At 69.1% G+C, this 22,193-nt stretch carries 22 protein-coding genes; 7 read left to right on the forward strand and 15 right to left on the reverse strand.

Annotated elements, in window-relative coordinates; all coding sequences use genetic code 11:
• Positions 1–108: 108 nt before the first annotated feature.
• Positions 109–1,011 carry an NAD(P)H-binding protein gene (locus KLK06_RS52480; protein ID WP_214643393.1) on the reverse strand — a complete coding sequence of 301 codons (903 nt, stop codon included), beginning with the start codon at positions 1,009–1,011 and terminating at the stop codon, positions 109–111.
• Between the two features lie 78 nt (positions 1,012–1,089).
• On the opposite strand from KLK06_RS52480, the gene KLK06_RS52485 reads away from it, so the two are divergent.
• Positions 1,090–1,455: a helix-turn-helix domain-containing protein gene (locus KLK06_RS52485; protein ID WP_214643394.1), complete on the forward strand. Its 366-nt coding sequence runs from the start codon at positions 1,090–1,092 to the stop codon at positions 1,453–1,455.
• Positions 1,456–1,624: 169 nt separating this feature from the next.
• On the opposite strand, the gene KLK06_RS52490 is transcribed toward KLK06_RS52485, so the two are convergent.
• The 4 genes from KLK06_RS52490 to KLK06_RS52505 form a co-directional block, all read right to left on the reverse strand.
• A complete protein-coding gene (locus KLK06_RS52490; RefSeq protein ID WP_214643395.1) occupies positions 1,625–2,530 on the reverse strand; it encodes a hypothetical protein in 906 nt (301 codons plus the stop codon).
• Between the two features lie 605 nt (positions 2,531–3,135).
• Entirely contained in the window at positions 3,136–4,071 is a 936-nt protein-coding gene (locus tag KLK06_RS52495) for an inositol monophosphatase family protein (protein WP_308168868.1), read from the reverse strand.
• A 215-nt stretch (positions 4,072–4,286) separates the two neighbouring features.
• On the reverse strand, positions 4,287–4,778 hold the full coding sequence (locus tag KLK06_RS52500; protein WP_308168869.1) for an NUDIX domain-containing protein: 492 nt from the start codon (positions 4,776–4,778) through the stop codon (positions 4,287–4,289).
• The gene (locus KLK06_RS52505) at positions 4,775–5,515 is read right to left on the reverse strand and encodes a helix-turn-helix transcriptional regulator (RefSeq protein WP_214643397.1); all 741 of its coding nucleotides are present in this window, start codon (positions 5,513–5,515) and stop codon (positions 4,775–4,777) included. The genes KLK06_RS52500 and KLK06_RS52505 overlap by 4 nt, the downstream gene beginning before the upstream one ends.
• A 200-nt stretch (positions 5,516–5,715) precedes the next feature.
• On the opposite strand from KLK06_RS52505, the gene KLK06_RS52510 reads away from it, so the two are divergent.
• On the forward strand, positions 5,716–6,126 hold the full coding sequence (locus KLK06_RS52510; protein WP_214643398.1) for a hypothetical protein: 411 nt from the start codon (positions 5,716–5,718) through the stop codon (positions 6,124–6,126).
• A 503-nt stretch (positions 6,127–6,629) separates the two neighbouring features.
• Here KLK06_RS52510 and KLK06_RS52515 read toward each other — a convergent pair.
• From KLK06_RS52515 to KLK06_RS52550, 8 genes are all read right to left on the reverse strand, one after another.
• The gene (locus tag KLK06_RS52515; protein WP_214643399.1) at positions 6,630–7,832 is read right to left on the reverse strand and encodes a VWA domain-containing protein; all 1,203 of its coding nucleotides are present in this window, start codon (positions 7,830–7,832) and stop codon (positions 6,630–6,632) included.
• Positions 7,822–8,889: an SRPBCC family protein gene (locus KLK06_RS52520; protein ID WP_214643400.1), complete on the reverse strand. Its 1,068-nt coding sequence runs from the start codon at positions 8,887–8,889 to the stop codon at positions 7,822–7,824. Before KLK06_RS52520 ends, KLK06_RS52515 begins: the two co-directional genes overlap by 11 nt.
• Positions 8,886–9,818, reverse strand: coding sequence for a MoxR family ATPase (locus tag KLK06_RS52525; RefSeq protein ID WP_214643401.1), 933 nt, complete (start codon positions 9,816–9,818; stop codon positions 8,886–8,888). Before KLK06_RS52525 ends, KLK06_RS52520 begins: the two co-directional genes overlap by 4 nt.
• A 7-nt stretch (positions 9,819–9,825) precedes the next feature.
• Positions 9,826–10,779 carry an XdhC family protein gene (locus tag KLK06_RS52530; RefSeq protein WP_214643402.1) on the reverse strand — a complete coding sequence of 318 codons (954 nt, stop codon included), beginning with the start codon at positions 10,777–10,779 and terminating at the stop codon, positions 9,826–9,828.
• A 19-nt stretch (positions 10,780–10,798) separates the two neighbouring features.
• On the reverse strand, positions 10,799–13,189 hold the full coding sequence (locus KLK06_RS52535) for an aerobic carbon-monoxide dehydrogenase large subunit (RefSeq protein ID WP_308168870.1): 2,391 nt from the start codon (positions 13,187–13,189) through the stop codon (positions 10,799–10,801).
• A complete protein-coding gene (locus tag KLK06_RS52540; protein ID WP_308168871.1) occupies positions 13,186–13,653 on the reverse strand; it encodes a 2Fe-2S iron-sulfur cluster-binding protein in 468 nt (155 codons plus the stop codon). The genes KLK06_RS52535 and KLK06_RS52540 overlap by 4 nt, the downstream gene beginning before the upstream one ends.
• 1 nt (position 13,654) lies before the next feature.
• The gene (locus tag KLK06_RS52545) at positions 13,655–14,530 is read right to left on the reverse strand and encodes a xanthine dehydrogenase family protein subunit M (RefSeq protein ID WP_214643403.1); all 876 of its coding nucleotides are present in this window, start codon (positions 14,528–14,530) and stop codon (positions 13,655–13,657) included.
• Between the two features lie 79 nt (positions 14,531–14,609).
• Positions 14,610–15,761, reverse strand: coding sequence for an alginate lyase family protein (locus KLK06_RS52550; protein WP_214643404.1), 1,152 nt, complete (start codon positions 15,759–15,761; stop codon positions 14,610–14,612).
• An 86-nt stretch (positions 15,762–15,847) separates the two neighbouring features.
• Between KLK06_RS52550 and KLK06_RS52555 the strand changes: the two genes are divergently transcribed.
• Positions 15,848–16,603 carry an alpha/beta hydrolase gene (locus KLK06_RS52555; protein WP_214643405.1) on the forward strand — a complete coding sequence of 252 codons (756 nt, stop codon included), beginning with the start codon at positions 15,848–15,850 and terminating at the stop codon, positions 16,601–16,603.
• Between the two features lie 38 nt (positions 16,604–16,641).
• Here the strand turns inward: KLK06_RS52555 and KLK06_RS52560 are convergent, their stop codons facing one another.
• Entirely contained in the window at positions 16,642–17,811 is a 1,170-nt protein-coding gene (locus KLK06_RS52560) for a HAMP domain-containing sensor histidine kinase (protein ID WP_214643406.1), read from the reverse strand.
• Entirely contained in the window at positions 17,808–18,464 is a 657-nt protein-coding gene (locus tag KLK06_RS52565) for a response regulator transcription factor (RefSeq protein ID WP_214643407.1), read from the reverse strand. The genes KLK06_RS52560 and KLK06_RS52565 overlap by 4 nt, the downstream gene beginning before the upstream one ends.
• A gap of 160 nt (positions 18,465–18,624) precedes the next feature.
• Between KLK06_RS52565 and KLK06_RS52570 the strand changes: the two genes are divergently transcribed.
• From KLK06_RS52570 to KLK06_RS52585, 4 genes are read left to right on the forward strand one after another with little or no spacing between them, the layout of a single operon-like run.
• Positions 18,625–19,149 (forward strand): hypothetical protein, encoded by a 525-nt coding sequence (locus tag KLK06_RS52570; protein WP_214643408.1) that lies wholly within the window; start codon positions 18,625–18,627, stop codon positions 19,147–19,149.
• The gene (locus KLK06_RS52575) at positions 19,149–20,276 is read left to right on the forward strand and encodes a peptidoglycan-binding protein (protein WP_214643409.1); all 1,128 of its coding nucleotides are present in this window, start codon (positions 19,149–19,151) and stop codon (positions 20,274–20,276) included. The genes KLK06_RS52570 and KLK06_RS52575 overlap by 1 nt, the downstream gene beginning before the upstream one ends.
• The gene (locus tag KLK06_RS52580; RefSeq protein ID WP_214643410.1) at positions 20,273–20,953 is read left to right on the forward strand and encodes an ABC transporter ATP-binding protein; all 681 of its coding nucleotides are present in this window, start codon (positions 20,273–20,275) and stop codon (positions 20,951–20,953) included. Before KLK06_RS52575 ends, KLK06_RS52580 begins: the two co-directional genes overlap by 4 nt.
• Positions 20,953–22,179, forward strand: a complete 1,227-nt coding sequence (locus KLK06_RS52585) for an ABC transporter permease (RefSeq protein WP_250907428.1) — start codon at positions 20,953–20,955, stop codon at positions 22,177–22,179. Before KLK06_RS52580 ends, KLK06_RS52585 begins: the two co-directional genes overlap by 1 nt.
• The last annotated feature ends 14 nt before the right edge of the window (positions 22,180–22,193 follow it).

Consider the following 22,193-nt stretch of genomic DNA (forward strand, 5'->3'; position numbering starts at 1 on the left):
CCGCAACATCGCCTCACGCGGTGTGGCGGACTGGGCAGTGAGTCACGCTGCCTGACGCGGACCTCGCCGCCGAAGCCAGCGACGGTGAGGAGCTGCAAGCTCGGTCGTTTACGGCCGAGAAGCTGACTGCTGTGAACGAAGAGCCGGGAACTGCAGGGCTTCGGGGTGAGCGGCGAAGTAGTCGGCGATCGGGGTGGGCTTGCGGCCGGTGAGGTGCTCGACCGCGTGTGTGGTCACGTCGAACCAGCCGTCACGCTTGTACGCCCCCAGGCCCGTCCATCCCTGAACGTACATCTCGGGGAGCCCACGTCCGGACAGCGCTGCGGCCAGGTCGGTGTCCGAGACCTGTTCGCAGCGGATCGGGCGGCCGGTGACCTGGGCGAGCGCGTCGGCGACGTTCGCATCCGTGACCGCTTCCGGGCCTGTGACCTCGAGGAGTTGCCCCTCGCAGCCGCCCTCGGCCAGCACGGCCGCGGCGACGGCGGCGCTGTCATCGCGGGTGATGTGACCCACCCGGCCGTCACCCGAATTGCTGGGCAGTACCCCGGTGGCGACGGCGATGGCGGGCAGGCCGACGAGGTTCCACATCTCCGGCCACTGGTTGAACCGCAGCGCCGTGAACGTCAGCCCTGACTCGGCCAGCAGCCGCTCGGTCTCCCCGTGGTTCTGGATGAGCGCCTGGGGCTGGCCCGGCTCGCCCGCCCTGGCGAACGACGTGTAGATCACGTGGCCCACCCCCGCCTCGGCCGCCGCCTCGATGGCGTTGACGTGCCCGCGAGGCGCCCCGGTGAGCGAGCCCATGCTGATCATCAGCAGCCGCTCCGCGCCCTCCAGCGCGCCGGGCAGGCTGGCCGGATCGTCGAAGTCGGCGTACCGGGTGGCCACCCCGAGGTCGGCGACGGCATCAGGGGTACGGGACAACGCCACGACCCGGGCGGCCTCCACCCGCTGGAGCAGGTGCCCGATGGTGAGGCGTCCGAGCTGCCCGGACGCTCCGCTAACCACGATCACGATAAATCCTCCTTGGAGGTCGATGTGCGTACCCTGATCTTTGGCCAACCGGCGAAAGGTCCGAAAGAAGGCACATTCATGTCCACTGCAACCATCACCGTCCCTGTCACGGTGGCTGAGCACGAGAACTGCCCCGCGACCAGCGTGCTGCGTCGGGTGGGTGATAAGTGGAGCGTCGTGATCCTGTCGATCCTGGAGCGCGGCGCGCACGGCTTCAACGAGCTGGACAGGTCCGTGGAGGGACTCAGCCGCCGCATGCTCACCCGTACGGTGCGCGCCCTCGAAGAGGACGGTCTGATCAGCCGCACGGTCCATCCGAGGGTCCCGCCGCGTGTCGACTACGCGCTCACCGACCTAGGCCGCTCTTTCTTGGAGCCGGTACGCGCCTTGGGCCTCTGGGCCGTCGCCCACCAGTCCGACCTCGAAGCCGCCCACAGCAGGTAGTCCCCTCCGCGGCGCAAATCGTCTTAACGATCGGTTTGTTCACGGGCACTCAGCTTGTCCTTAAACCACAATCCTGGGCGTATGCCCTGATCGGGACTTATGCCATCTACCTGCGCATAGCGGATTGTGGCTTTGGCGTCACGGTGTGTCGCCGTGACGCTCGGGGCCCTCAGGGTGCGAGATGCTCCCTCAGACCCGGCGGCCATGCCTCGAGTTCCCGGTCCACCAGCAGCTCAGCGTGCTCAGGCGGCCCTTCGACCCGGAACAGCACGACCCGCCCCTCCGGCTCGGGCGCGGCCACAACGCGGTGCGCGATCTTCGTCGGTTCGAACGGGAAGTCCCAGTGCGCCAGCCGACCGTACACCCGGTCGTCGGCCACCAGTTCGGACTGCCGCACCCACCGGATCCGCGAGCTGCCTACCACCGCGCGAAGCAGGAAGCTCCCCGGGTGCGGCCACCCCGCATCGGACTCGTCCAGGATCACGGCCGATCCGGACCGCAGTCGCAGCGGCTGTGTGGTGGCCTCGGTCAGCGCCGCCAGCAAAGATTCGTCCGCCACCGTGAGCCGATCGAGCAGCAGGGCCGCGTCCACGGCGTCGACGTCGCCGTACACGTCATAGAACGAACCCGCGATGCCCCTTGCGAGCGCAGGATGCAGCGCCGGGACCTCGGCCGCCTCCTGGAACACCTGATGCTTGGCGTCCCAGGGCACCGGACCGGCGCCGCTGATCAGGCGATCCCAGTGGGACCGCGGCAACTGAAGGGTCAGCGCCGTGAAGACCTGCGATGCATCAGGCGATTCGAAGTAGTCGACCCACAGCCCGTACTCGACCGAATCGGCCACGGGGGCCGGACCGTACATCAGCATCGCGGCGAATTGGCGCACAATCCAGTCCTGCAGCGCGTGGTCACCACACGACCAGCACATTCGCAGGTACATCAAAATCCCATAGGACGGGAACCTCTGGTGCAAAAGGACCCAGTCGGCGGCGACCTCGGCATCGGTCCCGAAGAGGTTCAGCCCGTGCGGGTCGAACTCGCTATGGGCGTCCGTGGTCGCCAGCACGGCATTCACATCGGCGTCGACCCCTCGCCGATCCAGCCCAATGTTCGCGAGTTCCCGGTCCCACTCGGGGGACCCGATCCGCGGCGGGGGAGATTTCGGCTCTGACACCCGCCAACCCTAAGGAACCGCTGGGCGCGGGGGCAAGGCGGAGGGGAAACGATACGGCCGGCATGGTTTGCGCCGCCTTTGAAAACAGGACCCGGCTCTGACGGTGATAGTTCAGAGACACCCTCTAACCTTGTTGTTTAAGGTCTGGGTCGCCTTTGGCGGTCCACCAGCGACATCACCGGCCCACTGGCGCATAACACCGCGTCCACCAGTTCGAATAACTCATCACGCCGCCTGCTCAGACACTCATAGAAGAGCTGCCGGAAGTGCGACAGATCGCCCAGAGCCGGGTCAGGTAGGCGTTTCGGGATGGATTTTGGGACACCTGCGAAGATGGGACGGCGACCGCACTATGTAACGGCGACACGCCGTAACGTATCCGCTATGCGCAGATAGGCGGCATAAGTCCCGATCAGGGCATACGCCCAGGATTGTGGCGTAAGAACAAGCTCAGGCACGTGCGAGCTCTACTTCGCGCGAGCACGGTGCGGGGCGCATCGGCATGCTCATCCGGTGAGGGTCATGGCGGAGAGGATGTCTCGGGCGAGGGGCAGACTGGAGGCGGCGACAAACTTGCGTCGGTGGTCCATGGCTTTCCGGATGTCGTCCATGGTGCCGAACCTGTAGTCCAGCGGAATGGGATGGCCTTGGAGGTCGAGGACCACCCCTCCGGCCGCCTGGAGGATGTAGTGCCCTGGGGCGAGATCCCAGGTGGCGAAGCCTTTGGCGAACTCGATCATCGCGTCACTGAAACCTGCGGCGACGTGGCACAGTCCGATCGAGCCGAAGTCAACGCCGATCCTGCCTCTGCTCACACCGTCTTGAGAGAGCTGGCTCAACTGCTCGATCAGGCGAGTCTGCTGGGCGAGTGGTAGGAAGCGCTCGGCAGGCTTCATGAAGTAGTTAGTGATCAGTGACTCTGACAGCTGAACGGACCAATTGAGGCGCAGGGGATGAGCCACCCCGTCCTGGGTGATGACGAAGGCTTGCTCTTGCCCGGCTTCGTCGCGGGCGGCGGTATAGATCTGGAGGTGGTGGAAGATGTCGCCCACTACGGCCGCGATCGGACGGGCGAGGCCCCGCGAGTAGACCAGAACGTGCGTGTAGCCGTACAAGGCCCGGACCGCCAGCTCACTCGTGTCGAGCGGATCGACCAGGACGCACAGATCCGGGTCCGGATCGTCGCCGATGACCTGAGGATCCGCCTCCTCGGAGGCATAGACGTACGAAGGAAGGATCTGCGTCAGAAGTTCCCGATAGCGCCTGTGCATCCACAGGTCGTACTCCGACAGGAAGTTGTCGGCATGTCGACTGTTCTGGCTCTCTGACCGGTCACCCGACAGCGCAGCTTGGATCAGCCGGGGGCGAAGCTCGCGGATGACCGTTGCCACAAGGTCCGTGAGCTGCCGGACGATGCCGGATAGAGGGGGCTGGGACGTCACGATGCGCCTCCGCTTTGTCAGAGCAGTTCTAGCGGTACGCCTGAAGGCTTGGTATGTCGGAATGCAGGTTCATCAACCCGATTGCGGCCTTTTTAACCGAAGTGCGGCAGTAACGGCGTGTGGCGCTATGTCTGATGGACTGGTCGGGTTAATCCAAAAACAGGGCAGTGGTCGTGGGCGACCCTCTTCCGTGGCAGATTCTTAGCTTAGTCCACTTAGTCGATGTATGGCTCCACGCGTTCTAGGCCACAGTCGATGCGGCGCCGAATGGCTGGCTGGATCTCGTAGCTGCCGAGTTGAGAGGGATCTACCCAACACACCTCGCGGGACTCTTTTGGATTGGGCTGTAGAGCGCCACCCACCATGCGGGCACGTAGGCAGACATTGATTGGCTGACGTACCTCATCGACCTTGTCACCGTGCATATAGACGATCACGTGATCCGGTGTTGAGAAGATTCCTACCAGGCCCGTGACCTCAACCTCTATGCCCGTCTCTTCCAGGCATTCGCGAGCGCCGGCTTCGGAAACGGTCTCCCCCTTCTTTACCGCACCGGTTGGAATGGTCCAGAGGTGGTTGTCGGTGCGGTGGAGTAGTAAGAGGTGGCCGTCATCGTTGATGACGAACACGCTTGCTGATGCCTTGCGGCTGGTTGGCTTAGGCGCATCCGGGTCGCGCCAGTAGTCGATACGCCGTTTCTTCTTCACGCCGGGGCCCCTCGCTCTAGTGGACGAGCAGATGCCCATACCCGCTCGAAGGATTCCAAATACGTGTTGAACCATGCCCCATCGACCCGACGGAGATGCAGTGTGGGCGTGTACGCAGCGAGGATGCCGTACACGTGGACATTGACCAGCATCTCATCGTCAAAACGATAGATGCTGTTGTAGAGCGGAGTGTCGTGAAGGCGGATATGTACGCTGAGGGGCATGCGCTCGGTGTAGTAGCTCAGTACCGCCGTTACGCGACCAGCGACTCCTCCGCCGATCTGATGTTCAGCATCGCGCGATACCAACTGCTTCCCCTGTGGATCACCGAGGAGCAGCCGAACCCTGGCCCCAGCTTCCGCCTTGGCGATGAGCGTTGGAATCCAGTCAGGGTGTTCTTCGGTCAGGAACAAGCCGGCGAACGCGAGCAGATCGATATTCCGGCTGGCCGTCCGGAGCGTTTCCGTCCACTGATGACGTGGCACGTCGTTCCGGCGTGGGTAGCTAGCGACGAGTTCCGCCCCCACCAGGGAAGCTTGATCGACGGCCTCAGGCCAGAGATAAGACTCGTCTTCCTCAAGAATCGCAGCAACCCGATAGCGAGTTTTCGGATAAGGCACGGAAGTTCCTTGGAGCCACCGACCGACGCTTTTTACGCTGACCTGGGCCATGTCGGCGAGCTGTTGGATGTCCAGCCCAGCACGAAGCATGGTGCGGCGGAGGCGTTCATTGACCATGACCCTACTTTCTCGTCACAGGACAGGCCAGGGAATCTAGTTGACCGGAAGATGTCCTCAGATGTCTAGGGGTGTCGGCGCGCTGTCCAAATGATCCAGTGAATCCTGCCTGCATGCGCCTCAGACATAGCAATGAGCCGTCTCATGAGGGACGGGGGAAACAAGGCATTCCTCGCCAAAGTAGCGAACAAGTCACCAGCGTGGCGCGCGATGTTCCGCCGATTCTGGCCCTTCGGAGGGCAAACGACTTGAGCGGCGACCTTGCGGAGAGTCCGGCGCTGCATGTAGCGAACCGGTTGCGCGATGAGCTGGCATTGCAGGGGATCACGTCGGACGTACATGGCGGCTACGGCGTGGCGCTGGTGTCGGTCTGGGTTGATCTGGTCGTTTGGGTCGAGTGCGGCGCTGACGGCGTGTGGCGCTATATCTGGTGGACCGGTCGGATTAATCCCAAGACAGGGCGGTGGGTCTACACCGGATGTCCGTTTGCTGGGGTGTCGTCGGTGGCGCGACTGGTCAGCGAACGGTACCGGGAATTGCTCGAACGTCACCCGTGGTCGCCGGTGATCGCTGAGGTTCTGTCAGAGGTGAACTTCGGGGTCGGTCCATGAGCCTGGCCGGGCGGGTGCCCGAAGACGGGCGGGAAGGAGCCGCGTGGCCAGACCTCACGGTTGGTGGGCTGCCTAGTCGTGTGATCAGCTGGGAGCGGTTCGACACGTCCAGGTGTCAGCGGGTACGCATCGGCGAAACCTCGTGCTGTGGTGCGTATGAGTGGGTGTGTCAGGGCGGGGAGTTCCTCGTGCTGCGACCGGCCGAACACGGTTATGAGGAGACGGGCAGAGGACGCTACTCACAGGCGCGTCTCGTCTGGATCACCCTGGTTGACGAGCATGAGCGGCAAGAGCACGGCCACCGGCAAGCGCGATTATCCCTCAGACGGGCATGGCGGCGGCAACTCACCTCTCCAGGTGCCGGAAGGTGACGCATTTACCCTACGCCGTGTCTGACGGACGGCGCGGCAGCGCGCGAGCGCCCACAAGGTCAGCCCCCCGTGACAGGAGGGTGCAAGATCCGGCGCGCTGTCGCGCCTGCCGTGAAGGTCGGCCCCAGCGTGTCAGGCGTGGGCGAGCTCCGTGAGTACGGTGCGGAGCGAGCCGAAGGTGTCGGCGGGTAGCAGCAGGTCGCAGTACGGGAGGGCGGCCGCCATCCCGGCCACGCGCGGTTCGAAGCCGGGGGCGGCGGCTCGGGGGTTCATCCAGATCACCCGGTGCGCTCGGCGGCGCAGCCGGGCCATCGCGGTGGCCAGTTCCGCCGGTGGGTCGGCGTCCCAGCCGTCGGAGCCGATGAGCACGATGGCGCCCCGCACCTTCGCGCCGTGGTGCGATGCCAGCAGTGCCCGTACGTTGGTCGCGATCCGCGTACCCCCGAACCGGTCGCTCACCCGCTCGGAGGCCAGCTCGATCGCGGCGGCCGTCGAGCGGTGCGCGAGCACCGGCGTCAGCCGGGTCAACGTCGTCGCGAACGCGAACACCTCCGCGTCCGCCACCACCGCGAGCACCCGCATCAGATGGAGGTACGCCGACGCCTGGGCCTGCATCGACTGGCTGACGTCACAGAGCATGACCACCCGCCGGGGCCGGTCAACGGGCCGCTGCCTGGCCAGCCGGAGCGGCTCCCAGCCGGTGCGGCGGGCACGCGCCAGCGTGGCACGTACCGCGATCGCGCGGCCCCGCGACGACACCGCCAGCCTGCGGCTGCGGCGTACCGGCCAGGCGGTCACGGTCGCCGCGAGCCAGGCGCCGAGCATCTCGCACTCCCGGTCGCCGAGTTGCTCGAACGGTACGTCGGCCAGCCCCTCGGCGTCGCTCGGCAGACGCTCCGGCACGGCCGGGCCGTCCGAACCCTCCGCAGTCGCGACCACCGTCGGCAACGTCATCCAGGGCAGCCCGCCCGGGTCGTCGCCGCCGTGGGAAGCGGCCGGCAGGGGTGCGAACGCCTGGTCGGCGGCACCGTTCGCCGGGCTGAGGGGCCGGCGTCGGGCGTGCGGGTCGAACGCGGGCCCCGCCGCGTGGAACACGGCCGCGAACACCTCGTCGAAGGGCTCGATCTCCGACTGCCGCCGCACCAGGCTGATGCGCGCGGCCCAGTACAGCTCCGTCAGCGAGCCGGGGGGCGCGAGCGCGAGGGCGCGGGTGAAGTCCTCGACGCCGGTGAAGCCCACGGACACACCGTGCCGCCTCAGCCGTACGGCCAGCGCCGCGGCGAACGCCGCCCGGTCGACGCCCGCCAGCAGGGCTGGTGCCTCCCTAAGAGACAACGGCCCAGATGACGACCACGACCACGATGACCACGACGATCCCGATCACGAGGGGTATCAGCCGCTTGTAGACGGCCCCGCCGGCGACACCCAGGAGGTCCAGCGGCTCGGGCTCGACGTCGGGCGTAATGACCCGCGAGACCGGCACCTCGGCGGTCGACGTTTCGACGGTCGGCACCTCAGCGATCGGCATCTCGGCAGTCGGCCCGTCAGCGGTCGGCGTCTCGGTGGTCGGCGTCTCGGTGGTCGGCGTCTCGGTGGTCGGCGTCTCGGCAGTCGTCGTGTCAGCGGTCGGCGTCTCGGTGGTCGGCGTCTCGGCAGTCGTCGTGTCAGCGGTCGGCTTGTCAGGGACCGGCGCATCAGGGACCGGACGATCGTCGGTCTCGGGCCGAACGTCCCGCCCCGCTTCCGTGCCCGACGCGTCCGCCTCAGCCGAGGATGCGGAAGCGGCGGGGCTGGGGGCGGGAATGAGGTCAGGCACGGGTCCTGGGCCTGGCGCGGACGCGAGCGTGGCGGCGGGCGCGGAATCGGAGGCGGGCGCGGCGTCAGGGGCGGGGTCAGCAGCGACGTCGGCCTCCGTCGGAGGGGCGGCGGCGGGAGCGGGGGTTTCCGGTTCGGCGGTGAGTTTGGCTTCGAGGCAGTTCACGAACTGGCCCAGCAGCTTGTTGGAGACTTCCTTGATCATGCCGCTGCCGAGCTGCGCGACCTTGCCCGAGATCTTCAGGTCCGTGTCCACCGAGACGACCGTGCGCGGCCCGTCGGCGCGCAGGTGGGCGGTGATGGCCGCCGAGGCGTTGCCCGCGCCGCGCGAGTCGCGGCCCTTGGCGTCGATGACGGCCCGGTGGGCCGCGTCGTCCTTCTCCAGAAACCTGACCGTCCCGGCGTACTCGGAGACGACCGGCCCCACCTTCACCCGTACCTTGCCCGAGTAGACGTCGCCCTCTACGCCCGTGAGCTGGGCGCCCGGCATGCATGGGGCGATGCCCTCCAGGTCGGTGAGCACTTCCCAGGCCCGTTCGATGGGCACGCTGACCGTGAACTCGTTGTCGATCTTCATGAGCCTCTCCTATGGCCACAGCCCAGCCGGTCGAGCGCCTCGGTGATGGCGTCGCGGTCGTCCAGCGTCTTCGCGATGGTGCTCAGCGTTCGTACGACATCCGCTCTGACCAGCTGTGTCGCGCCCAGGGAAGACAGAGCCGAGACCCAGTCGATCGTCTCCGCCATGCCCGGTGCCTTGTCCAGGTCGATGCGGCGTACCTGGCCGACGAAGTCGGTGGCGGAGCGGATCAGTGCCTCGTTCGCGGCGGGGACCGTACGCCGGAGGATCTCCGCCACCCGCTCCGGGGCGGGGAAGTCGATCCAGTGGTACAGGCAGCGCCTGCGGAGCGCGTCGTGCAGGTCGCGGCTGCGGTTGGAGGTCAGGATGACGACCGGGCGGCGTTCGGCGGTGAAGGTGCCCAGCTCGGGGATGGTGATCGCCGCTTCCCCGAGGAACTCGAACAGCAGCGCCTCGAACTCGTCGTCCGCGCGGTCGATCTCGTCGATCAGGAGTACGGGTGGCTGCGGCCCGCGGTGCCTGATCGCCTGGAGGATCGGGCGTTCCTGGAGGAATGCCTCGGTGAACAGGTCGGCGTCGTTCAGCCTGTCGTGGTGGGATTCCGCGAGGCGGATGGCCAGCATCTGGCGCTGGTAGTTCCACTCGTAGAGGGCCTCGCCGGCGGTCAGGCCCTCGTAGCACTGGAGCCTGATCAGCGGGGTGGCCAGGGCGCGGGCCAGGGCCTTGGCGGCCGTGGTCTTGCCGACTCCGGGCTCGCCTTCCAGCAGCAGCGGCTGGCCGAGGCTGAGGGCGAAGAACAGCGCCGCCGCCGTACCGTCGTCCACCAGATAGTCGAGCTCGTCGAGACGTCGGCGGATGTCGTCAGCACCCGCGAAAGCGGACGGCGCGGGAGGCGCCGTGTGGTCGGGTTGGGGTGCGTCGCTTTCCACCACGTCCTTACCGCCCGCCAGCCCGCGCGAAGCGGTCGCGGCATCCCGGGCCGCAGAACCACACGTCCTCGCCGTCGGCGACCAGGTGCGGGGTCTCGGCGGACACGGTCACGTTCATCCCGCACACGGGATCGACCGCGACCTCGGCGCGCGGACGCGGACGCTCAGCGAGGTCGCCGGTACGGGAAGCGGCTGCGATCTCGCCAAGGTCACCGGTACGGGGGGCGGCTACAGTCCTGCCAAGGCCGCCGGTGCGGATGGCGGCCACAATCTCGGCGAGGATCGACAGCGCGATCTCCGGCGCCGTGCGGGCCCCGATCTTGAGGCCGGCCGGTGAGTGGACCCGGCGGCGCTCGTCGTCGCTCAGCTCCATCTCCGCCAGCACCGCCGCCCCGCGCCGATGGCTGGCCACCAGTCCGACATAGCCGACACCGGCCTCCAGCGCGGCCCGGATCGCCTCCTGCTCGCCGCGCCCGTGACTGCACACGACGGCCACGGTCGCACCTGCCGGACCGGCGGCACCGGGTGAGGCCGTCGCGAGTCGTACGGTGAAGTCCAAGTGCGCGGCCAGCGCGGCGAGGGCCGTGGCGATCGGTGAGGTGCCGACGATCCAGAGCACGGGGGGCGGCAGCAGCGGCTGCAGGAAGATCTCCAGTGCGCCCCCGGACAGGCAGGGGTTCACCACGACCTGCGCGCCGGGCGAGTCGGGAAAGCCCGGCCCGCCCTCCGGCAGCACCCGCAGCAGCACCGTCCGCCCGTCCGACAGCGCCCCGAGCGCCGCCGTACGCACCGAGCTCTCGGCGCACTGCCCGCCGACGAACCCCTCGATGGACCCGTCGGGCAGGATGATGGCGTCGTCACCCGGACTGACCGCCGTAGGCAGCTGCGCCCGGACGACGACCGCGTGGACGAACGGGACGCGTTCGGCGACCAGTTCCTCCATGCGTTTGGTGTGCGGCATGTACGGCTCCAAAAGGAGATCAGATCGGCGGCGTTGGCACGCCCCGCATGGCGTCCCACACCCGCGAGGGGGTGAGCGGCATGTCGGCGTGGCGGATGCCGTACGGCTTGAGCGCGTCGACGACCGCGTTGACGATCGCGGGCGGGGAGCCGACGGTGGCCGATTCGCCGACGCCCTTGGCGCCGATCGGGTGATGCGGTGAGGGGGTCACTGTGAAGCCCGTCTCCCAGTCGGGCACCTCCAGCGAGGTCGGGATGAGGTAGTCCATGAGCGAGCCGCCGAGGCAGTTGCCGTCCTCGTCGAACGCGATCATCTCCATCAACGCCATGCCGACCCCGTCGGTGAGGCCGCCGTGGATCTGACCTTCGATGATCATCGGGTTGATCCGGGTGCCGCAGTCGTCCACCGCGATGAACCGCCGCACCTTGACCTGGGCGGTGCCCGGGTCGATGTCGACGACGCAGATGTAGGCGCCGTGCGGGTAGGTGAGGTTCTCGGGGTTGTAGCAGATCTGCGCCTCCAGCCCACCCTCGATGCCTTCGGGCAGGTCGCCGGCGCCGTGCGCGCGGAGCGCGATGTCCTGGATCGTGACGGACTTGGCAGGATCGCCCTTGACGTGGAAGGCGCCCTTTTCCCAGTCGAGGTCCGCGACCGACACCTCCAGCATGCCGGAGGCGATGATGCGCGCCTTGTCGCGTACCTTGCGGGCGACCAGCGCCGCCGCCGCGCCGGACACCGGGGTCGAGCGGCTGCCGTACGTTCCGAGGCCGAACGGCGTCTGGTCCGTGTCGCCGTGCACCACGTCGATGTCGGCGGGCGGGATGCCGATCTCCTCGGCCACGATCTGCGCGAACGTGGTCTCGTGGCCCTGTCCCTGGCTCTGTACCGACAGCCGGACCACCGCCTTGCCCGTCGGGTGGACGCGCAGCTCGCAGCCGTCGGCCATGCCGAGGCCGAGGATGTCCATGTCCTTGCGCGGGCCCGCGCCGACGGCCTCGGTGAAGAAGGAGACGCCGATGCCCATCAGCTCGCCGCGGGCCCGCCGTTCGATCTGCTCCTTGCGCAGGTCCTCGTACCCGGCGATCTCCATCGCCTTGCGCATGGTGGGCTCGTAGTCACCCGAGTCGTACACCCAGCCGGTCTTGGTCGTGTAGGGGAACTGCTCGGGCTGGATGAAGTTCTTCATCCGCAGCTCGATCGGGTCCATCCCCAGCTCGTACGCCAGGCAGTCGACGATCCGCTCGACCAGGTAGACCGCCTCGGTGATGCGGAAGGAGCAGGCGTACGCGACCCCGCCCGGTGCCTTGTTGGTGAAGACGGCGGTCATCTTGCAGTAGGCGGCCTTCAGGTCGTAGCTGCCGGTGAACACGCCGAAGAAGCCGGCCGGATACTTGGTCGGCGCGGCGACGCCGTTGAACGCGCCGTGGTCGGCCAGCACGTTCGTGCGGATGGCCAGGATCTTGCCCTCGCGGGTCGCCGCGATCTCGCCGCGCATGATGTAGTCGCGGGCGAAGCCGGTGCTGGTGAGGTTCTCGGCGCGGTCCTCCATCCACTTCACCGGCTTGCCGGTCACGATGGAGGCGACGATCGAGCAGACGTAGCCGGGATAGATCGGGACCTTGCCCCCGAAGCCGCCGCCGAGGTCGGGCGAGATGATCCGGATCTTGTGCTCGGGCAGCCCGGCGACCAGCGCGTACAGCGTGCGGTGAGCGTGCGGCGCCTGGGTCGTCGACCACAGGGTCAGCCTGCTCTCGACTCGGTCGAAGTCGGCCACGCAGCCGCAGGTCTCCATCGGCGCGGGGTGTACGCGCGGGTAGACGATGTCCTGGCTCACCACGACGTCGGCCGTGGCGAACACCGCGTCCGTCTCCGCCGCGTCACCCGTCTCCCAGTCGAAGCAGTGGTTGTCGGTCTTGCCGTCGAGGTCGGTGCGGATGACCGGCGCGCCGGGGTCGAGCGCCTTGCGGGCGTCGATCACCGGGTCGAGCACGTCGTACTCGACGTCGATCAGCTCCAGGGCGTCGCGGGCGGAGTAGCGGTCCTCGGCCACCACGAACGCGACCTCCTGGCCCTGGAACCGGACCTTGTCCGTGGCCAGGACGGCCTGTACGTCGTTGGAGAGCGTGGGCATCCAGGCCAGGCCCTGGGCGGCCAGGTCGGCGCCGGTGACGACCGCCTTGACCTTCGGGTGCGCCTGCGCCGCGCTGACGTCGATGCTCACGATCCGCGCGTGCGCGACGGGAGAGCGCAAAATCGCCAGGTGCAGCATCGCGGGGAGCTGCACGTCGTCGACGTAGCGGCCCCGGCCGCGGATGAAGCGCGGGTCCTCCTTGCGCAGCATCCGGCCGTGGCCGAGCGGCTTCTGGTCGTTGTCGACGAATCCGGCGGGCCGGTGTTCGGTGCTGGTCACGATGTCGCCTCCTGGGCGGCGGCCCAGCGCACCGAGCGGACGATGGTGGCGTAGCCGGTGCAGCGGCAGATCTGCCCGGAGATCGCCTCGCGGATCTCGCCCTCGGAGGGGTCGGGGTTGCGGTCGAGCAGCGCCCTGGCCGTCATCATCATCCCCGGGGTGCAGAACCCGCACTGCAGGCCGTGGCACTCCATGAAGCCCTGCTGGACGGGGTCGAGCTTGCCGTCCTGTTCGAGATCTTCGACCGTACGCACCTCGTGGCCGCCGGCCATGGCCGCGAGCACGGTGCACGACTTGACCGGCTCGCCGTCGAGCCAGACGACGCAGGTGCCGCAGTTGCTGGTGTCGCAGCCCCAGTGGGTGCCGGTCAGCGCGAGGTGGTCACGCAGGAAGTGGATCAGGAGCAGGCGCCCCTCGATCTCCCTGGTGACCTCCTCGCCGTTCACGATCATCGATACGCGCACGTCAGACCCCTTCCCTGAGCCGGGCGACGGAGCGGCGCAGGGCCCTCCTGGTGAGCTCCTTGGCGAGGTGGCGCTTGTACAGGGCGCTGCCGCGCATGTCCGTGACCGGGTCGCAGTACTGTGCGGCCAGCTCCCCGGCCTGCTCGTAGACCGCCTCGGACGGTTCGCTGCCGCGCAGGGCGTCGGAGACGGCGGGCATGCCCGTCGTGTTCGGGCCGACCGCGGCGAGCCCGACGCGGGCGTCGGAGATCACGCCGTCGTCCAGCCACACGGCCGCGCCCGCCGACACGATCGCCCAGTCGCCGGCGCGCCGCTCGACCTTCTCGTACGCGCTGGACCCGTTGGGCCGGATCGGGATGCGGATCTCGACCAGCATCTCGGCGTCCTCGACCGCGGTCTCGTACGGACCCCGGTAGAACTCCTCCATGCTCACCACCCGTTCGCCCTCGCGGTTGCGGATCACGCAGCTCGCGCCCAAAGTGGTGCACACCGCCGACAGGTCCTCCGACGGGTCGGCCTGGCAGAGCGAGCCGCCCAGCGTGCCCCGGTTGCGGACGACCGGGTCGGCGATGACCCGCTCGGCGTCACCGAAGATCGGGAACGTCGTGGCCAGCTCGGCCGACTCCAGCAGCTCGCGGTGCCTGGTCATCGCGCCGATACGGACCTGGCCGGGCTCGACCCTGATGTAGCCGAGCTCGGCGTGCAGGTCATTGATGTCGATCAGGTATTCAGGGGTGGCGAGCCGTAACTTCATCATCGGGAGCAGGCTGTGGCCACCCGCGATGAGCCGCGCTGAGCCGCCGAGTCGTTCCAGCAGCCCGATGGCGTGGTCGACGCTGGTGGCGCGCTCGTACTCCAACGGCGCTGGAACCTGCATCCGGACACCCCCTCGCTCGTCGTGGGCCCTCAGCCGACTCCTGCTCGGCGGCGTTGTCAACGCTCACCTAAGGAAAGGCTTAATCACCCGCGTGGGTGAGGGTCTCCCAGGCGACGAAGAGCTGGTTGGTGCCCGCGGGACGCTGCCGCTCGGTGAGCGTCTGGGTGTTCGTCATCGGGATGCCCTGGCGGTTGTGCAGCTCGTTGAAGCCGACCTCGGTGATCGGGCCGAGGCCCAGGGTCAGGGTGCCGCCGCACAACCACGCGGGCACGGCCGCGCCGAGCTGGTACTTCGACTGGAAGCCGAGCGCGTACCTGAGCCGCTCGCCGACCTCCGGGTAAAGGTTCTCGCCCTGGATCTTGGTGGTCTCGGCGACGTGGGAGATGGCCGAGATCCCGTAGCCGGTGTGGGTGAAGTCGCGGCAGGTCTCCTGGGTGAGGCCGTCGACGAAGGTCGTCTGCCCCTGCCAGTAGTTGACGATCTCGTCGCGGGTGTCGAGGCCGCTGCCGGGCGCGGCCTTGGGCAGCGCGCCGTCCGCGCTGAGGTAGACGTAGGCCGGCACCCGGCCGCGGAACTTGGCGATCGCCTTGTCATAGCTCGTCCGGTCCTCCAGGAAGACGGAGATGCCGACGGCCGCCTCCATCATGCTCAGCTCCCAGTTGCCGTTGCTGTTGGAGCCGTTGATGACCTTCGGCAGGTAGACCGTGCGCAGCATCGTGGCGAACCGGTTGACGTTTGGCCAGCTCGTGTACGTGTAGCGGATGATCTCGGCGGCCCGTGGCCAGACCGAGCCGGCCCAGCCCGTCTGCAGGGGCGCGTTGCTGTTCGTGTGGTCCTTGATCACCGCGGACCAGGCGTCCATGATCTCGATGGCCTTCTGGGCGTACTTGCCGTCCCTGGTGACGTACCAGGCCAGAGCCATCGTGTACGCGGCGAGCGCGTCCTGACGCTCGTCGGTGCAGCCGTTGTTGGGGTTGGAGTAGGGGCCGCACTCGACGACGGCGCGGGGCTTGGCCGCGCGGGTGAGCGAGGCCAGCGAGTGGCCCATCATCTGGTCGTAGGCCGACTTCCACGGCTGCGTACCCGCGTTGACCTTGGTACGCATGAAGTCGAGCTGGCCCCGGCCGAGCAGGACTCCGGGGTGGGTGAAGGTCGCCGGGGCGGCGGCCGCGGGCAGCGGTAGGGCCAGGGATGCGACGAGTGCGGCGGTCGCGATGATACGGGGGGTCATGACCGCTCATACAACGAGCCTGACGGGCCGCAGTCAACCTCCTTAGGAAAGTTTCCTAACCTTTCCGGCGAGTAGAGTCCCCAGGCATGATCGATGTTCCCCTCTGGCCGGAGACCCCTCCCGGCCCGGCCACCGCCGAGTCGCCGAGCTTGACGCTGTACGCCGCGAACGGCCCGGCCACGGGTGCGGTGGTGGTGTGTCCCGGCGGCGGTTACGCCGGGCTGGCCGGGCACGAGGGCGCGGACATCGCCCGCTGGCTGGTCACGCTGGGCATCGACGCCTACGTGCTCCGATACCGGGTGGCCGGGAACGAGCCGGGACGCGAGCCGCTGCATCCGGCTCCGCTGTACGACCTGCGCCAGGCGGTGCGCGTCGTCCGGGAGCGGGGGGCCGAGCGGGTCGCCGTCATGGGGTTCTCCGCGGGCGGCCACCTCGCCGCCACCCTCGCCACCTCGAAGGAGGGGGACCGCTCCGACGCCGTCATCCTCGGGTACCCGGTCATCGACCTCACCGGGTCGCGCGTGCACTCCGGGTCTCGCCTCCAGTTGCTCGGCTCCGACGGCACCGAGGAGCAGGCGACGGCCCTGTCCGCGCACCTCAACGTGACGGCCGAGACGCCGCCGACGTTCCTCTGGCACACCGCGGCCGACAAGGGGGTCCCGGCCGAGAACAGCCTGCTGTTCGCCGCCGCCCTCGCTCGCGTCGGCACGCCGTACGAGCTGCATGTCTTTCCCGAGGGCGGGCACGGGCTCGGCCTCGCCCAGGATGAGCCGGCCGCGTCCGCCTGGCCGGGCCTCTGCGCCACCTGGCTCGCCGCCCAAGGCTTCGGCCCCCGCCTCTGACAGCGGGCCGCCGCGCCCAGGACAGAGGCCAAAACGGCTCAGTAGGGGGTCAAGTCCTGGCGCGGGAGGGTGGCCGTCACGACCAGGCCGCCGCCCTCCCGGGGACGGGCCCAGACGTCGCCACCGTGCGCGAGCGCGATCGACCGCACGATGGACAGCCCCAGTCCCGCGCTCTTGGCCGTGACCACGCGCTCGGGCCCGAGCCGGCGGAAGGGCTGGAACAGCGCCGGGATCTCGTACGGCGGCACGGGGGCCCCGGTGTTGCTGACCTCCACCTCGACGCGGCCGTCGTGCGCGATGCGGCTGACGGCCCGCACCCAGCCGGTGCCGTCGTCGATGTTGTGCCGGATCCCGTTCTCGACCAGGTTGTGCACCAGCCGTTCGAGCAGCATCGCGTCCCCGCTGGTCGGCGCGGATCCGGCCGCCTCCTGAAGAGTGACCTTCGATTCCGCGGCCTCGACGGCGGTCTGCGCGACCACATGGCAGACCACGTCGGCCAGATCCACCGGCGACCGGTCACCGATCTCGTGCTCGGCGCGGGCCAGGAGCAACAGCCCGGAGATGAGCCGCTCGTGCCGGGCGTTGATCTCCAGCAGGCTCTCGCCGAGCTGCTTGACGTCGGGCGAGGCCGTACGGCGGTGCATGGCCAGCTCGACCAGCGCCCGGTTCAGCGTCAGCGGGGTGCGCAGCTCGTGCGAGGCGTTGGCGACGAACCTGCGTTGCCCATCGAAGGAGTGGTCGAGCCGTTCGACCATGGTGTCGAAGGTGTCGGCGAGCTCCTTCACCTCGTCCGCCGGGCCGTTCAGGGCGATGCGCTCGTGCAGGCCGCGCTCGGCGACCGGCGCGGCCGCGATCCGCCGCGCGGTCTCGGTCACCTGGCGGAGCGGGGTGAGCACCCGTCCGGCGACCACCCACCCCACCCCTGCCGCCGCGCAGCCGACCACGGCCAGCGCGATCGCGCCCTGGGTGAGCAGCGAGGTGGTCGCGGCGCCGCGCACCAGGCTCTCCTGCTGCCTCATCCAATCCATGGCCTTTTCACCGTCCAGCGGGACGGGTCCCACGCCTTTGATGATTAAGGTGGACACCCTCTTCTGCTCGAGCTGCTGGTTGAACAGGAAGTACGTGACACCGAGCAGCGCCAGTCCCGCGACGAAGAACAGCGTGCCGTACACGAGGGTGAGCCTGCTGCGGAGTGTGGGGGTGGTCATGGGATCTGGTACCCCACTCCCGGCACGGTCTCCACGACCGGCGGCTCGCCGAGCTTGCGGCGCAGCTTGAGTATGGTCAGGCGCACCGCGCTGGTGAACGGGTCGGCGTGCTCGTCCCACGCCTTCTCCAGCAGGTGCTCGGCGGACACCACGCCGCCGTTGGCGAGCAGCAGCTCGGCCAGCACGGCGAACTCCTTCTTCGACAGCGGCACGTACCTGCCGTTCCTGAACACCTCCCGCCGCGCGGGATCGAGGGTGATCCCCGCCCGCCGCAGCACCGGCGGCGCGGCGGGGCGCGAGCGCCGCCCGAGCGCCAGGACGCGGGCCGCGAGCTCGGGGAAGGCGAACGGCTTGGACAGGTAGTCGTCGGCGCCGAGGGAGAGCCCGGTCACCCGGTCGCCGATCTCGGCGGCGGCGGTGAGCATCAGCACCCGCGCGGTCGACTCGGACTCGACCAGTTCCCTGCAGACGTCGTCACCGTGCACGCGCGGCAGGTCACGGTCCAGGACGACCACGTCGTAGTCGTTGACCGCGAGCCGCTGCAGCGCCGCTTCCCCGTCGTGCGCGGTGTCGACCGCGTGTGTCTCCTCACGCAGCCACTCGGCTATCGCGTCGGCGAGCATGCGCTCGTCCTCGACCACCAACACGCGCATCGCGGCCCCTGTCTCTTCTGTCATGTACAGGAGTGATCGTGCCGGGTGCCTTGTTTGTTCGCCGTTAGCACCGGTGGAAACGCCGGAGAAACGCGCCGCCCGATTGCATTCGTCTCGCATGGCCGGCGAAACGGACCGGCCACCGTAGGAGGAGAAGAACATGCGACGAGGCATCCTGGCGGCCATCCCGCTGGCACTGGCCCTTGCCCTGACCGGGTGCGGCGCGGACGAGGGAGGCGGCGACAACGTGGCCTCCCTGAGCAGCGGCAAACCGGCCGCCGCCGCCAGCGCCTCGGCCAGCGTGGACCCGCAGGCGAAGGGGCTCAAGTTCGCCCAGTGCATGCGCGAGAACGGCGTCCCCATGGACGACCCCGAGCCCGGCAAGGGGGTCATGCTCAAGATGGACAAGAGCATCTCCCCGGAGACGGCGCAGAAGGCGCAGGAGGCCTGCAAGCAGTACGCGCCGACCGGCGGCGGACCGGGCGGGAAGGTGGACCCCAAGATGGCCGAGCAGATGCGCAAGTTCTCGCAGTGCATGCGGGACAACGGCGTCGAGGCCTTCCCCGACCCTGACGGCGGCGCGCTGCGCATGACCGGTGAGGCCGGCGACGACCCGGACTTCAAGGCCGCGCAGGACAAGTGCTCCAAGGAGTTCCTGCCCCAGATGGGCCAGGGCGGCTCCTGATGGGCACGGCCACTCTGGACGACAAGGTGGAAGCGGGCGGGGATCGCCCGCGCCGCCGCCGCGGTCGCGGCAAGCGGGTCGCGGGCCTGCTCGTCGCGGTCGCCGTCATCGGTACGGCCGGCGTGGCCGTGAACGGCCTGGGCCTCCTGGGCGGCGACCGGGCGGCGGGCAAGACGGTCAGCGCACTGCCGCCCGCCACCACCACGGTGACCAGGCAGACGCTGCTCGACACGCTGGAGGCCGACGGCGATCTCGGCTACGGCCCGACCACCACGGCGGTGAGCAGGAAGCCGGGCACGGTCACCTGGCTGCCGGACAGCGGCGACACGATCGCCAGGGGCAAGTCCCTGTACCGGCTCGACACCAAGCCGGTGGTGCTGATGTACGGCAAGACGCCCGCCTACCGCGACCTGCGGATCGGCACCGAAGGCAGGGACGTCGAGCAGCTCGAACGCAACCTCAAGGCCCTCGGCTACGACGGCTTCACCGTGGACGACGAGTACACCGACTCCACCGCCGACGCGGTCCGAGAGTGGCAGGAGGACCGCAACCTTGACGAGACGGGCGTCGTCGAGCTCGGCCGGGTCGTCTTCGCCCCCGGCAAGGTACGCGTGGACAGCCTGGAGGCCGAGGCCGGCCAGCCCACCGCGCCCGGCCAGAAGGTGCTCTCCTACACCGGCACCGACAAGGTGATCACCGTCAAGCTGGAGACGGAGGACCAGCGGGTGGCGAAGGAGGGCGCCAAGGCGTCGGTCACGCTGCCCGGCGGCAAGACCGTGTCCGGCAAGGTCACCGAGGTCGCCACCATCATCGAGCCGGGCGAGGGGCAGGGCGCGGACCCCGAGACGCGGGTCGAGGCGCTCGTCTCCCTCGGCACGCAGAAGGCGGCCAAGGGCCTCGACAAGGCCGCGGTGGACGTGACCTTCACGGCTTCGAAGCGCAAGAACGTGCTGACCGTCCCGATCGCCGCACTCGTGGCGCTCCAGGAAGGCGGGTACGGCGTGGAGGTCGTCGAAGGCGGCAAGTCCCGCTATGTCGGCGTGAAGACTGGTCTGTTCTCCGGGGGCCGGGTCGAGATCTCCGGCGACGGCCTCGCCGAGGGCATGAGCGTCGGGATGCCCCGATGATCTCCTTGTCGGACGTCACCCGCTCCTATCCCGGCGGGGTCACCGCGCTGGACAAGGTGTCCCTGGAGATCGAGCGCGGCGAGCTCGTCGCCATCGTCGGCCCGTCGGGCTCGGGCAAGTCGACGATGCTCAACGTCGTCGGCACGCTCGACCGCCCGACCTCCGGAACCGTCCGCATCGACGGGTACGACGTGGCGAAACTGTCGGACGGCCAGCTCTCCGCGCTGCGGGCGACCCGCATCGGCTTCGTCTTCCAGCACTTCCACCTCGCCGCCAAGGTCCCGGCGGTCGACAACGTGGCCGACGGCCTCGTCTACACCGGTATCGGGCGATCCGAGCGGCGACGGCGAGCCGCGGCCGCGCTGGAGCGGGTCGGGCTCGGCCACCGCCTCGACCACGAGCCGCACGAGCTGTCCGGCGGCGAGCGGCAGCGCGTGGCCATCGCCAGGGCGGTGGCGGGAGATCCCCCGCTGCTCCTGGCCGACGAGCCGACCGGCGCGCTGGACTCCGTCTCGGGCACCGGGGTGATGGACCTGCTGCACGATCTGAACGCGGCCGGCACCACCATCGTGATCATCACGCATGACAGGGAGATCGCCGCGAGCCTGCCCCGGCAGGTACGGATGCGCGACGGCCAGATCGTCTCCGACTCCGCGGCCGAAGAGAAGGTGGCCTGATGGCAGCCGTCATCGAGCACGCGAGACTGCCGAAGCTGACTCCCGCCAGGATGAAGCCGGGCGACGTGCTGCGGGTCGGCGCCGTCGGCCTGCGGACCCGCCCGCTGCGGGCGTTCCTGTCCGCGCTCGGCATCGCCATCGGCATCGCGGCGATGATCGGCGTGGTCGGCATCTCGTCCTCATCGGGCGCCGAGCTCGACCGTACGCTCTCGGCTCTCGGCACCAACCTGCTCACCGTCTCCTCCGGCCAGACGCTGATGGGCGAGCCGGCCAAGATGCCGGTCGAGGCGGAGGCGATGATCGAGCGGATCGGGCCGGTCCAGGCCGTCTCGGCGGCCGGGAAGATCGGCGACGCCAAGGTCTACCGGTCGGAGGAGGTGCCCAAGGCGCAGACCAACGGCATCAACACCTACGCCGCCCGGCTCGACCTGCCCGCCACGGTGGGCGCGACGCTGCGCAGCGGCACCTGGCTAAACGCGGCCACCGAGCGGTACCCGGCCGCGGTGCTCGGGTCGAACACGGCCCAGCGGCTCGGGGTGGGCGCGGCGGGGCCGGACACGCAGGTGGTCGTGGGCGGCAAGCGGTTCACGGTCGTCGGCATACTCGACCCGGTGCCGCTCGCCGACGAGCTGGACAGCGCGGTGCTGGTCGGCTGGCCCGTCGCGGAGGCCGAGCTGGACTTCGACGGGTACCCGACGACCCTGTACACCCGCACGGAGGAGGCCAGCCTGGAGACGGTCCGCTCGGTGCTGGCGGGCACGGCCAATCCGGAGGCGCCCAACGAGGTCGACGTCTCGCGCCCGTCCGACGCGCTGGCCGCCAAGCAGGCGACCAGCCAGGCGTTCACCGGACTGCTGCTGGGCGTCGGCGCGGTCGCGCTGCTCGTCGGCGGCGTCGGGGTGGCCAACACCATGGTCATCTCGGTGCTGGAACGACGCTCGGAGATCGGCCTGCGCCGCTCGCTCGGCGCGACCCGCGGGCAGATCCGTACGCAGTTCCTCGCCGAGTCGCTGCTGCTCTCGGCGCTCGGCGGGGCGGGCGGGGTGCTCATCGGGACCGGGGTCACGATGGGGTACGCGTTGTACCAGGGCTGGCCCGCGGTGATCCCGGGGTGGGCGACCGCGGGCGGGCTCGCGGCGACCCTGGCCATCGGCGCCGTCGCCGGCCTCTACCCGGCGGTCCGCGCCTCCCGTCTCTCCCCGACCGAGGCCCTCGCCACCCCCTGACCGGCCGAAGGGTG

The organism is Nonomuraea sp. NEAU-A123 (genome assembly GCF_018603905.1).
GTDB lineage: Bacteria > Actinomycetota > Actinomycetes > Streptosporangiales > Streptosporangiaceae > Nonomuraea.

What these genes read in the sequence shown, in the direction of transcription:
- KLK06_RS52485 (WP_214643394.1), top strand. Translation starts at nt 1,090, where the DNA reads ATGTCCACTGCAACCATCACCGTCCCTGTCACGGTGGCTGAGCACGAG.
- KLK06_RS52505 (WP_214643397.1), bottom strand. Translation starts at nt 5,515, where the DNA reads ATGGTCAATGAACGCCTCCGCCGCACCATGCTTCGTGCTGGGCTGGAC.
- KLK06_RS52520 (WP_214643400.1), bottom strand. Translation starts at nt 8,889, where the DNA reads ATGAAGATCGACAACGAGTTCACGGTCAGCGTGCCCATCGAACGGGCC.
- KLK06_RS52530 (WP_214643402.1), bottom strand. Translation starts at nt 10,779, where the DNA reads ATGCCGCACACCAAACGCATGGAGGAACTGGTCGCCGAACGCGTCCCG.
- KLK06_RS52545 (WP_214643403.1), bottom strand. Translation starts at nt 14,530, where the DNA reads ATGCAGGTTCCAGCGCCGTTGGAGTACGAGCGCGCCACCAGCGTCGAC.
- KLK06_RS52550 (WP_214643404.1), bottom strand. Translation starts at nt 15,761, where the DNA reads ATGACCCCCCGTATCATCGCGACCGCCGCACTCGTCGCATCCCTGGCC.
- KLK06_RS52555 (WP_214643405.1), top strand. Translation starts at nt 15,848, where the DNA reads ATGATCGATGTTCCCCTCTGGCCGGAGACCCCTCCCGGCCCGGCCACC.
- KLK06_RS52560 (WP_214643406.1), bottom strand. Translation starts at nt 17,811, where the DNA reads ATGACCACCCCCACACTCCGCAGCAGGCTCACCCTCGTGTACGGCACG.
- KLK06_RS52565 (WP_214643407.1), bottom strand. Translation starts at nt 18,464, where the DNA reads ATGCGCGTGTTGGTGGTCGAGGACGAGCGCATGCTCGCCGACGCGATA.
- KLK06_RS52570 (WP_214643408.1), top strand. Translation starts at nt 18,625, where the DNA reads ATGCGACGAGGCATCCTGGCGGCCATCCCGCTGGCACTGGCCCTTGCC.
- KLK06_RS52575 (WP_214643409.1), top strand. Translation starts at nt 19,149, where the DNA reads ATGGGCACGGCCACTCTGGACGACAAGGTGGAAGCGGGCGGGGATCGC.
- KLK06_RS52580 (WP_214643410.1), top strand. Translation starts at nt 20,273, where the DNA reads ATGATCTCCTTGTCGGACGTCACCCGCTCCTATCCCGGCGGGGTCACC.
- KLK06_RS52585 (WP_250907428.1), top strand. Translation starts at nt 20,953, where the DNA reads ATGGCAGCCGTCATCGAGCACGCGAGACTGCCGAAGCTGACTCCCGCC.